This window comes from Paracoccus ravus, assembly GCF_004522175.1.
Taxonomy (GTDB): domain Bacteria; phylum Pseudomonadota; class Alphaproteobacteria; order Rhodobacterales; family Rhodobacteraceae; genus Paracoccus; species Paracoccus ravus.
This window is the reverse complement of record NZ_SDEB01000031.1, coordinates 22,002-33,834: the sequence shown is the minus strand read 5'-3', so window position 1 is coordinate 33,834 and position 11,833 is coordinate 22,002. Positions and strand designations below refer to the sequence as shown.

At 63.0% G+C, this 11,833-nt stretch carries 9 protein-coding genes and 1 tRNA gene; 4 read left to right on the top strand and 6 right to left on the bottom strand.

The features are described from left to right. Positions 1-216 (bottom strand): transposase (locus tag ESZ60_RS21435; protein ID WP_483414164.1); only part of this gene is annotated, 216 nt, incomplete at its 3' end. Between the two features lie 554 nt (positions 217-770). Next, positions 771-860: transfer RNA gene (locus ESZ60_RS17990), tRNA-Ser, on the bottom strand. A gap of 155 nt (positions 861-1,015) precedes the next feature. Between ESZ60_RS17990 and ESZ60_RS17985 the strand changes: the two genes are divergently transcribed. The 3 genes from ESZ60_RS17985 to ESZ60_RS17975 all read left to right on the top strand — a co-directional run bounded on the left by ESZ60_RS17985 (position 1,016) and on the right by ESZ60_RS17975 (position 5,717). Continuing rightward, positions 1,016-2,086, top strand: a complete 1,071-nt coding sequence (locus ESZ60_RS17985; protein WP_134682095.1) for an NUDIX domain-containing protein — start codon at positions 1,016-1,018, stop codon at positions 2,084-2,086. Positions 2,087-2,172: 86 nt separating this feature from the next. Then, positions 2,173-3,204, top strand: a complete 1,032-nt coding sequence (locus ESZ60_RS17980; RefSeq protein ID WP_134682094.1) for a cysteine synthase A — start codon at positions 2,173-2,175, stop codon at positions 3,202-3,204. Positions 3,205-3,212: 8 nt separating this feature from the next. Next, positions 3,213-5,717, top strand: coding sequence for a DUF3772 domain-containing protein (locus tag ESZ60_RS17975; RefSeq protein WP_134682093.1), 2,505 nt, complete (start codon positions 3,213-3,215; stop codon positions 5,715-5,717). A gap of 3 nt (positions 5,718-5,720) precedes the next feature. Here the strand turns inward: ESZ60_RS17975 and ESZ60_RS17970 are convergent, their stop codons facing one another. The 4 genes from ESZ60_RS17970 to ESZ60_RS17955 all read right to left on the bottom strand — a co-directional run bounded on the left by ESZ60_RS17970 (position 5,721) and on the right by ESZ60_RS17955 (position 10,853). Continuing rightward, positions 5,721-6,794 (bottom strand): AI-2E family transporter, encoded by a 1,074-nt coding sequence (locus ESZ60_RS17970; RefSeq protein ID WP_134682092.1) that lies wholly within the window; start codon positions 6,792-6,794, stop codon positions 5,721-5,723. 77 nt (positions 6,795-6,871) lie between these two features. After that, entirely contained in the window at positions 6,872-9,550 is a 2,679-nt protein-coding gene (gene gyrA, locus ESZ60_RS17965; protein ID WP_134682097.1) for a DNA gyrase subunit A, read from the bottom strand. A 159-nt stretch (positions 9,551-9,709) separates the two neighbouring features. Continuing rightward, positions 9,710-10,204 (bottom strand): disulfide bond formation protein B, encoded by a 495-nt coding sequence (locus tag ESZ60_RS17960; RefSeq protein WP_134682091.1) that lies wholly within the window; start codon positions 10,202-10,204, stop codon positions 9,710-9,712. Positions 10,205-10,256: 52 nt separating this feature from the next. Beyond that, positions 10,257-10,853 (bottom strand): DedA family protein, encoded by a 597-nt coding sequence (locus ESZ60_RS17955; protein WP_134682090.1) that lies wholly within the window; start codon positions 10,851-10,853, stop codon positions 10,257-10,259. A 132-nt stretch (positions 10,854-10,985) separates the two neighbouring features. Here ESZ60_RS17955 and ypfJ point away from each other — a divergent pair, with 132 nt between their 5' ends. Continuing rightward, positions 10,986-11,831, top strand: a complete 846-nt coding sequence (gene ypfJ, locus ESZ60_RS17950) for a KPN_02809 family neutral zinc metallopeptidase (RefSeq protein WP_134682089.1) — start codon at positions 10,986-10,988, stop codon at positions 11,829-11,831. Positions 11,832-11,833 lie beyond the last annotated feature (2 nt).

The following is an 11,833-nucleotide window of genomic DNA, read 5'->3' as shown; positions in this document are numbered from 1 at the left end:
CAATCCCATGACATAGCCAACGACAAGCATGCGGATCATGAGTTCCGGATCAATCGAGGGTCGGCCTGTATGGCTGTAAAAAGCCCGCATCTCATCGTGCAGATCAGCCAGGTCCAGAAACCGCTCGATGCCCCGGACGAGGTGATCGGACGGAATATGCGTCTCAAGATCGAACGCGTAGAACAGTCGGGCATGAGCCTTCTGTCTTCCGAGCATCGTGAACCCTCCCAACCCCCTAATCCAAGGGAATCAGAAGGCTTTGCACCAATCAAGCGCAGAGTTTTTCAACAGCATCTCCGCACTGCCGACCTTCGTCGCTCGAAAATGCTGCGCGATGTATGAGTGGCCAGTCTCGTGAAGGGAAGCGCGGCGAGGACGCTGGTGATGAACGGCAGGTCAGGGCCGGCTTCGCTTAGACGTACGGCAGTCGGTTGAGGCCGCCGAACCTGTCAGTTGTGCTGCACCATTTCACTCGGAGCCCATCGGCACTATTTCCGTGCTGGGCCGGATGGAGAGCCTAGGGATGCAGTGAGTAGTGAAAAGTCTCGTCGCTTGGTGTCGAGTTCTGGGCGTGGCCCATGGTAAGACGGGGCGGATCATTACGACCGTGGCTGGGGCAAGCTTTTTCAGCAGGCACTTCCATTGATTCTGAACTGAAGTCAATCTACACATGTCGCATCCCCGCGCATTCAATCGCAAAGCTGATTGGCGGGGTCTTTAGCGGGTAGTCCCGCTAGTGGTCAATTTTATTAAATATAATCAATGATAGTTGGCGGAGAGGGTGGGATTCGAACCCACGGAACCCTTGCAGGCTCAACGGTTTTCGAGACCGCCCCGTTCGACCACTCCGGCACCTCTCCGCGCTTTCTTGGTGTGGTGGCGGCGATTTAGCCGGGCCGGGGTTGATGTGCAAGGGGCTTTCCGCGAAAAAATGCGAAAGTTTCAAACTTCTTTGCATCGAGGGATCGCGCATGACCGGATTGATGCCGAAACGCGGAAAACCTGCCGGGTCGCAATGCCCGTTCTGATCGGAGCGCTTGCCCATCCCGCCCTTCGTTGCCGTCTCGCACCGGATGCGCGTCAGATTGCCCCATTGCGGGGCAAGCTTGTCGGTGGGGCGATGGCGGGCATTCTGGCCGATGCCTTTCCGCGACGGGTTCCGGCAGAAGACGAACTCCCGGCCTGGGAATGTGACTGGACCACGTCGCTGCGGCGATATGCCGAGATTTTCGGCGCGGGCAGCCAGGTCGCTGCGGGACAGGAGATCCTTGGCATCGGGAATGGCACCGCAGAAGGCAGATGGCAGGCTGATCTTGCGGCCGATATGGCCGATTGGACGCTGGATCGGCTGGCCGCGCGGCCCGCATGCGAACTGCGTCCCCGGCTTCCAATGATCGCAAGCTGGCTGGCATCTCGGCTTCGGGCTGCGACCGATCGGGAACGACTGCCCCTGACTGGGCCAGCGGTTCAGGAACCGCGGATCGAACCCTTGCGCTGGGAGGAGCCTTATGGCGCCTATTTCTCGGTCGAAGCCCATGTGCTGAGGCACAGGCGCTATGGCGGCGACTGGTCGCCCGAACTGTTGCGTGCGGTCTTCGTGTCAGGGGACGCGACGGTGGTCCTGCCATGGGATCCGCGACGCGACCGCGTTTTGCTGATCGACCAGTTCCGTTCGGGACCTTGGGCGCGGGGGGATGCGCAGCCCTGGCTATGCGAAACAGTCGCGGGGCGGGTCGATGCTGGCGAGACGCCGGAAGAGGCGGCCCTTCGCGAGGGGATGGAAGAGGCCGGGCTGACGATCTCGAAGCTGATCCCCGCGCCGCATCATTATCCCAGCCCCGGCGCGATCGCGGAATTTCTTTACGTCTATGTCGGCATCGCAGATCTGCCGGATCACGTCGCGGGCATCGGCGGGCTGGCAAGCGAGGACGAGGATATCCGCTCGCATCTGGTGTCCCGCGCCGAGCTGACCCGAATGGCCCTGTCCGGAGAGCTTCGCAACGGTCCCTTGCTGATGCTGGCGCTCTGGCTGGAACTGAACGCCGAGCGGCTGATGGGGGAACTCGACGGCACCCCGCAGAGCTGATCACGTGATTGCCACCGCCCCGCGGGGTTGCCGCCATCGGGCCGCCCCGTGTAAACCGGGGCCGAACATTTCGCGAAAGGCCCGCCATGCGCATCTGCCCCGACCTCGCCTCTGCCATCGGCAATACCCCCCTGATCCGGCTGAACCGCGCTTCCGAGGAGACGGGCTGCGAGATCCTGGGCAAGGCGGAATTCATGAATCCGGGTCAGTCGGTCAAGGATCGCGCGGCCCTCTACATCATCCGCGATGCCGTCGCTCGTGGCGAGTTGAAGCCGGGCGGGACGATTGTCGAGGGCACGGCCGGCAATACCGGGATCGGCCTTGCGCTGGTCGGCTCGTCCATGGGCTTCCGCTCGGTCATCGTGATCCCCGAGACGCAGAGCCAAGAGAAAAAGGACATGCTGCGTCTGGCCGGTGCCGAACTGGTCGAGGTGCCGGCCGCGCCTTACAAGAACCCCAATAACTATGTCCGCTATTCGGGCCGCCTCGCCGAGGAATTGGCCCGGACCGAGCCGAATGGTGCGATCTGGGCCAATCAGTTCGACAATGTCGCGAACCGTCAGGCCCATGTCGAGACCACCGGCCCCGAGATCTGGGAACAGACCGGCGGCAAGGTCGATGGCTTCATCTGCGCGGTCGGCTCGGGCGGTACGCTGGCCGGGGTCGCCGAGGCGCTGCAACCCAAGGGCGTCAAGATCGGGCTTGCGGATCCCGAGGGTGCGGCGCTGCACAGCTTCTATACCGAAGGGCAGTTCGAAAGCCCCGGCTCCTCGATCACCGAGGGCATCGGGCAGGGCCGGATCACCGCCAATCTGGAAGGGTTTACCCCGGATTTCAGCTATCGCATCCCCGATGCCGAGGCGCTGCCGGTGGTCTTTGACCTGCTCGAATATGAGGGGCTCTGCCTGGGCGGCTCTTCCGGCATCAATATTGCCGGGGCGATCCGCATGGCGCGGGAAATGGGTCCGGGCCATACCATCGTTACCGTGCTTTGCGACTATGGCACGCGTTATCAGACCAAGCTCTTCAACCCGGAATTCCTGCGCGCCAAGGGGCTGCCCGTGCCGAAATGGCTGGTCCGCAAGCCCGCGGGACTGCCCGAAGTCTTTGAGGACTGAGGCTTATCATGTCCCGCCTTCTTGCGTCGCTCGCAGTCCTTTTCTTGTCGCTTTCGGTTCTCGCGGCCGGTCCCGGCCATGCGCAGGAGCCGGAGCAGCCGAATTACGACGACTGGTCCCGGCTGGCCGATCAGACCGAGACTCTGATCGAAAGCGGCGAGGCGAATGAATCCGAACTGCAGACCATCCGCGAGGACGTGGTCGAGTGGCGCGATCTTTTCAAATCGGCGCAGGGCACGAATTCGACGCGGATCGCCACGCTCAAGGACCAGATCGGCGCACTCGGCCCGCCCCCTGCCGAAGGTCAGACCGAACCCGAGGACGTCGCTGCCCGGCGCAAGGAACTGAATGACCAACTGGCCCAGTTGCAGGCCCCGAACCTCAAGGCGGTCGAGGCCTATGGCCGCGCCGACGGAATCATCCAGCAACTCGATCAGGCGATGCGGCAGCGCCAGACCTATGCCCTGATCCGGCAGACGCCCGCGCCCGTCAATCCGGCCAATTGGGGACCTGCGTTGGGTGAGGCGGGCGAGCTTGGCGTCCATATCTTCGAAGAGGTCAAGGAGCGGCGCAGCCGACTTGGAGACGGGTCCGAGTTGACGCAACGCGTGCTGGTGACGCTCGGCTTCCTGTTGGCGGCAGTGCTGCTCTTGTGGCGCGGGCGGCAATGGGTGGATTCGCTGCCGTCGCGGCTTTCGGCACGCGCCAGCCAGCGCTCGCGCGCGGCGCTGATCTTTGCCGTCTCGCTGGGACAGATCGCGATTCCGCTGATCGGGCTCGTGCTGGGTGTGGCGGCCTTGTTGGCGACCGATCTCTTCGGCCCCTGGGGCGCGCCGCTGCTGCGCTCGATCCCCGGGGCGGGGCTGGTCTTCTTCGGTGGGTTCTGGCTTGTCCGGCGGATCTTTCCCGAGCCGGGAACAGCGGCCTCGATGCCCTTGCCGATGGGAGAGGATCAACGCCGCAAGGCCGCTTTCCGCGCGACCATGCTGGCCATGGCGACCGCGGTGCACCAGCTTTTCTCGCGGACCGTTCTGCCGCTCTCGGGATTTCATTCGCAAAGCGACACCGCCACGGTGCCCGAGCGCCTGACCGAGGCTTCGGCCGGGGTCTGGCATTTCCTGATCGTGCTTTTCGCCGCGTTCTTCCTGTTCCAGCTTTGTAATGTCCTGCGCCGCCTGCGTCCGGCAGAAGAGAATGGCCCGCCGGATTACCGCACCCGCGCCGCCGCCCTTCTTGCGACACTGGGCCGACTGATCGCGCTGGCGGCACCGGTCCTGGTGGCCAGCGGCTATGTGACGGCGGGCAATGCGATCCTGTTCGCGTCCATCCTGACGCTGGCGCTGGTCGGGCTGGTGATCGTTCTGCAGGACTTTTTCGCGGATCTCTATGCCATGGCGAAGGGCGGGGACGAGACGGCGCGGGACGCGCTGATCCCGGTCCTGATCAGCTTTGCGCTGGTTCTGATGGCGATGCCGCTCTTTGCGCTGATCTGGGGTGCGCGCAGCAGCGATCTGGCCGAGGCCTGGACCCGGATCGAGCATGGATTCAGCTTTGGCGGCGTGACCCTGTCGCCCATGGCGATCCTGACCTTCCTGATCATCTTTGGCGTGGGCTACCTGCTGACGAGCTTCGTTCAGGGCGCATTCCGCAATTCGATTCTGCCCAAGACCAAGCTGGATGTCGGGGGGCAGAACGCGGTCGTCTCGATGTTGGGCTATGTCGGCATGGCGCTGGCGGCGGTGCTGGCGATCACCTCGGCGGGGATCGACCTCTCGTCGCTCGCCATCGTTGCCGGTGCGCTTTCGGTCGGTATCGGTTTCGGCATGCAACAGGTCGTGTCGAACTTTGTGTCTGGCATCATCCTGCTGGTTGAACGCCCCATCGCGGTCGGCGACTGGATCGAGGTCGGGACCAAGCAGGGCGTCGTCAAGAAGATGTCCGTGCGCGCCACCCAGATCCAGACCTTTGATCGCAACAATGTGATCGTGCCGAACTCGGACCTGATCACGCAGCAGGTGACGAACTGGACGCGCGGCAGCCTGCAGGGCCGGATCATCGTGCCGGTCGGCGTGGCCTATGGCTGCGATACCCGCCGCGTCGCGCAGATCCTGCAGGAGATCGCAGAGGATCAGCCGACGGTGCTGATCAACCCGGCTCCGGCGGTGCTGTTCCGGGGCTTCGGTGCGGACAGCATGAATTTCGAGATCCGGGCCGTGCTTTCGGACATCAATGGCGGCATCGGCGTCACCTCCGAGATCAACCACCAGATCGTGCAGCGCTTTGCCGCCGAGGGAATCGAGATCCCCTATGCCCAACGCGATGTCTGGCTGCGCAATCCCGAAGTGCTGGCCCAATTGGCCGATCAGCTGCGCGAGGGCGAGCTTGCGCCCGCCAAACCCGCCACCTCCGCTGCGCAACCCTCGCGCGCGCCCGTTCATCGTGACGAGGCGCCGGATTATGACGGGAATTCGGGTGGCGAAGGCGACGGAGATGGCGCGGACGGGCGGGGCTAGGCCCTAGCCGCGCAGCCTTGTGCGGCGCGGTTCTTCCTCGGGCAGGCCCTCATGGGACAGCATGATCGCCAAGGGCCTGAGCCAGGGGATCTGGGCGCAGACGATCATGACGGCGACCATGATCGGCACGGCGAGGAAGGTTCCCGCAATCCCCCAGATCACGCCCCAGAAGGCCAGCGCCAGCACGATGCCGAAAGACGAGAGGCGCAGCGTCTGGCCCAGAAGCACCGGGTCGAAGATATTGCCGATCAGGAAATGTACCGCCATGCAGGCCCCGCCGATGACAAGCGTCACGGTCGGATCCCCCGTCTGCGCCAGCACGACGGCAATCGCGATGACGGTCGAGATGATCGAGCCGATCGTCGGTATGAAATTCAGGATGAATGTCAGTGTCGCCATCGCGCCGGCAAGCTCAAGCGAGGTCGCGCGGAAGATGACCCAGATCAGCGCCGCCGTCACCGCACTGATCGCCGCCTTGACGACAAGATAGCGGTTCACCCGCCGCATGATGTTATAGACCACGCGCAGGATTTCATTCGCGCGTTCCGGATCGCCGGTCATGCGCTCGATCTTGATCGGGAACCAGATCCGCTCGCTGAACATGAAGCCCACAAAGGTCAGGACCAGCACCGAGCCGGAAATCAGGTTCGAGGCCTGCCCCGCGGCCGAGCGCAGCCAGCCCGCGAAATCGATGCTGCCCAGAAAGGCGGTGATCGATTCCTGCACATTCGGTCCCCAGCGCTGGGACAGGCTCGATAGCGCGGCCTCGGCGCGGTCGGCATAGCTGATCGAGGTCGAGACGACCTCGTTGACCTGAGACACGACCGTCGTCGCCGCCCAGAGCAGCCCAACCGCGATCGCGATCAGTGCCAGCGTCGTAGCCAGCCAATTCGGGACCCGCAGCCGGGCAAAGGCCGAGATCGCATCGCTGGTCAGCGAAAAGATGATGATGGCAAAGGCCAGGCAGATCAGCATGAACCGGGCCTGTACCAGCAGGAACAGGATCAGTCCAAAGGCGATCACCCCCAGAAATCCGGTCTGCAGCCTTTCGCTCAGCTGCCCGTCGCGTGCATTCAAAACGTCACCCCGTCGTCACCCCTTTTTTTGGCCCGACGGATGAAAAGGGGGCGCGTGCAACGCCCCCCGGCTGTCGCTCAGGCCTCGGCCTCATCCTCGCCATTCTCGGCGATGCGGGCAACAGAAACCACGGATTCGCCCTCGGCGGTGTTGAAGACGCGCACGCCACCGGCAGAACGCGAGCGGAAGCTGATTCCATCGACAGGCACGCGGATCGATTGCCCGGTCGAAGTCGCGAGCATGATCTGATCGTCGCCCTCGACGGGGAAGCTCGCCACCAGTTCTCCGCCGCGCATCGCCTTGTCCATCGCCATGACGCCCTGACCGCCGCGACCGCGCACGGGATAGTCGTGGCTGGAGCTGATCTTGCCCGCGCCTTTGGCGGTGATGGTCAGGATCAGTTCCTCGGCCGCCGACATCTCGGCATAGCGTTCCTGCGTGATGTTGCCCTCGGCGACGGCATCCTCGTCCTCATCGGCCTCGGCCCCGTCATCCAGCGCGCCGGCGACCGCACGGCGCATCTTCAGATAGGCGGCGCGTTCGGCGGGGTCGGCCTCGAAGTGACGGATCACCGACATGCTGACCACACGGCTGCCTTCGGCCAGACGGATGCCGCGCACGCCGGTCGAGTCGCGGCCCTTGAAGACGCGCACATCGGTCGTCGGGAAGCGGATCGCGCGTCCCGAGGCCGTGACCAGCATGACGTCGTCGCTTTCCGTCGCCAGCCGAACGCCGATCAGCTCGACCCCTTCGGGCAGCTTCATCGCGATCTTGCCGTTCGACTTGATATTGGTGAAGTCGGACAGCGCATTGCGGCGCACATCGCCATCCGAGGTGGCGAAGATCACCTGATAATCGTCCCAATCCTTCTCGGGAGCATCCATCGGCAGCAGGGCGGCGATCGAGACGCCGCTTTCGATTGGCAGGATATTGACCATGGCCTTGCCCTTAGCGGTGCGTCCGCCCAAGGGCAGACGCCATGTCTTCAGCCGGTAGGCCATGCCATCGGTGGTGAAAAACAACAGTTCCGTATGGGTATTGGCGACGAAGAGCGTGGTGACCACGTCGTCTTCCTTGGTCGCCATGCTCGACAGGCCCTTGCCGCCGCGCCGCTGGCTGCGGAATTCGGCCAGAGCGGTGCGCTTGATGTAGCCGCCCGAGGTGATGGTCACGACCATGTCCTCGCGCTCGATCAGGTCCTCGTCATCCATGTCACCGGCCCAGTCGGTGATTTCGGTGCGACGCGGCACGGCGAATTGCTCGCGGACTTCGCGCAACTCGCCCGAGATGATCTCCATGATCCGCTCACGCGAGGCGAGGATGGTCAGGAATTCGCGGATCGAGTCGGCGAGTTTCTTCAACTCATCGGTGACTTCCTGCACGCCAAGCTGGGTCAGGCGTTGCAGGCGCAGTTCAAGGATCGCGCGGGCTTGAGTCTCGGACAGGTTGTAGGTCCCGTCCTCGTTGACCGGATGCAGCGGATCGTCGATCAGCTTGAGATATTCGACAATGTCATGGGCGGGCCAGCGGCGCGACATCAGGCGCTCGCGGGCTTCGGCGGCATCAGCCGAGGACCGGATCGTTGCCACGACCTCATCGACATTCGAAACCGCCACGGCCAGACCACATAGCACATGGGCGCGCTCGCGCGCCTTGCGCAGTTCAAATGCGGTGCGGCGGGCAACCACCTCTTCGCGGAAGCTCAGGAAATAGGTCAGGAAGTCGCGCAAAGCCAATTGCTCGGGGCGACCACCGTTCAGCGCCAACATGTTGCAGCCAAAGCTGGTCTGCATCTGGGTAAAGCGGAAAAGCTGGTTCAGCACCACCTCGGCGGTGGCGTCACGCTTGAGTTCGACCACGACCCGGACGCCGACGCGGTCGGATTCGTCCTGCACATGGGCGATGCCCTCGATGCGCTTTTCCTTGGCGAGTTCCGCGATCTTCTCGATCAGGGTCGCCTTGTTCACCTGATAGGGGATCTCGTCCAGAACGATCAGCTGTCGGCCGTTGCGGCCTTCCTCGATCCGGGTCTTGGCGCGGATGATGACGCTGCCGCGACCTTCCAGATAGGCTTTGCGTGCGCCCGAGCGGCCAAGGATGATGCCGCCGGTCGGGAAGTCGGGGCCGGGGACGATTTCCAGCAGACGCTCGGTCGGCAGGTCGGGATTTTCGATCAGTTCCAGCGTGGCGTCGATCACCTCGCCAAGGTTATGCGGCGGGATGTTCGTCGCCATGCCGACGGCGATTCCGCCCGCGCCATTGACCAGCATGTTCGGATAGCGCGCCGGAAGAACGGTCGGCTCGCGGTCCTTGCCGTCATAATTGTCCTGAAACTCGACCGTATCCTTGTCGATATCCATGAGCAGATAGGCCGAGGGCTTGTCCATGCGCACCTCGGTATAACGCATGGCCGCCGCGCTATCGCCGTCCATCGAGCCGAAGTTGCCCTGACCGTCCAGAAGCGGCAGGGACATCGAGAAGTCCTGCGCCATCCGCACCAGCGCGTCATAGATCGCCGCGTCGCCATGCGGGTGGTATTTACCCATCACATCGCCGACCGGACGGGCCGATTTGCGGTAAGGCTTGTCATGCGTGTTGCCGGTTTCGTGCATCGCAAACAGGATGCGCCGGTGCACGGGCTTCAATCCGTCGCGCAGATCGGGGATGGCCCGGCTGACGATGACCGACATGGCATAGTCGAGGTAGGACGAGCGCATCTCGCTCGCGATGTCGATCACCGGGCCGTCATGGGCCATCACGGCGCGTTCGGGGGCGCCGTTCTCGGTGGTGTCGTCATCGTCGTGATCTGGGGTATCGGACACTGGATCGCCTCAACATTTTGTTGAGAATTGGTCTATCCGATACCAGCCGAGGGTGCAATCTTTCGCTGGGGAAAAGCCCGGATCAGAGCCCGATCAAGCGAGGCCCGCGACCCTTTTGCGCCCGCGCAGGCAGGCCGCCCAAAGCGCCGTCAATAGCGCCGAGCAGATCGCATTCCAGCCCGCCATGGAAATACCGAAAAGCTGCCAGCTGATTTCGTCGCAGCGCACCACCGGGGCTTTCTCCAATGCGGCCATCAGATCGCCCGTGGACATGGTCGCCAGCCCCGAAACCCCGCCCGAGCAATGTTGCGGACCGAGCCACAGCTTCATTTCGACGCCCGCGTGATAGATGGCAAAGCCTGTCGCGGTCGCGGCGGCGATCAAGCCGAGAAAGGCAAGCGACCGCCGCCAGCCGAAGACCGCCATAGCCACGCCGATCAATGCGGCGGCGAGATGCGGCCAGCGTTGCAGGATGCACAACTCGCAAGGCGCATAGCCAAAGAACTGGAAGGTCAGGGCAGCGGCCAGAAGCGCAGCCGAGCCTGCTCCTGCAAGCATACCAAGCTGTTTGTGGAAATTTTGGGTCATGGCAGTCGATTACGTCCCTGATTGCCTGCGAGCAAATCCCGTTAGCGTGAGTTCAATGCGGTTTCCACGTCGCGACGCGGTAAAGATAGATCACCACCACCGCTGCCACGATCAGCTTCGAGACCGGATCGACATAATCGCCGACCAGCGCGTAATTCTCGTGCAGGATCAGACCCGCGACGGTCAGTGCTCCGGTCCAGATCGCGCTGCCTGCGATCGTGTAGATCAGGAATTTCCAGAAGGGCAGGCGCGAGATCCCCGCCGGAACCGAGATCAGCGTGCGGATCGTCGGCAGCATCCGGCCAAAGAAAACCGCCGCCGCGCCATGACGGTCGAACCAGCCCTGCGCGGTTTCGATATCGCCGGGAGACATGGTCATCAGGCGGCCGTGACGGGCGGCGAATTGCTTCAGCCGGGTTTCGCCGATCCATTTTGCGATCAGATACCACATCAGCGTGCCAAGCACCGAACCCACGGTTCCCATCAGAATCGTCAGCCCCAGCGACAAATCGCCGCGACCGGCCAGAAAGCCTGCCAAAGGCATAATGATTTCAGAGGGGATGGGCGGAAACACATTCTCGGCCAGCATCAACAAAAGCACACCGAAATAGCCCCAGCTATCGATTGTCGAAACCACCCAGTCGAACATGCGTTTCCCCTGCCTATGTTACTGGTTTGCTGAAGGGCAGGGGCAATGCTGTCAACCCTTCACAACTATTGCGGAATGACACGTTTCGGTTAGCCTGATCGTGTCGTGCTTTCGATCAGGAGGGAATAACTGATGCAATGGCGTGGCAGACGCGGAAGCCGGAATGTCGATGACCGACGCGGAATGGGCGCGGCAGGCGCGGGCGGAATCGGGATCGTCGGCGTCCTCATGGTTCTTGCCGTCGGGTACTTCTTCGGTATCGATATTTCCCCGATCATGGGCGGGTTCCAGGGCGAACAATCCTCGGAACCGCGCGAATTGACTGCCGAAGAGCAGGAATTGGGGCAGTTCGCCTCGGTCGTGCTTGCGGATACCGAAGAGGTCTGGGGCCGCGTTCTGCCCGAGCAGGCGGGCATGGAATATGCCGATCCGCAGATGGTGATGTTCTCGGGCGCGGTGCAATCGGCCTGTGGCGGGGCCTCGGCGGCGATGGGTCCGTTCTATTGCCCGAATGACCAGAAGCTTTATCTCGACACGGATTTCTTCAAGATCATGCAGGGCAAGATGGGCGCGGGCGGTGATTTCGCCTATGCCTATGTCATCGCGCATGAGGTCGGCCACCATGTCCAGAACCTGATCGGCGTCTTGGGAAAGACCATGGCCATTCGCCAGCAATCGGATCAGGAAACCGCCAATTACATCTCGGTCCAGACCGAATTGCAGGCGGATTGCTTCGCGGGCATCTGGGCCCGGCAGGCGCATGAGCAATTCGGCACCATCGAGGATGGCGATATCGAGGAAGCCATCAATGCCGCTGCCGCCGTCGGTGACGACACGCTGATGAAGGATGCCGGACGCGCGGTGCGGCCTGAAAGCTTCACCCATGGCTCGGCTGCCGATCGGATGGCATGGTTCAAGCGCGGCTTCACCTCGGGTCAATTGGCCGAGTGCAATACGTTCAAGGAAGTCGGGCTGTAAGC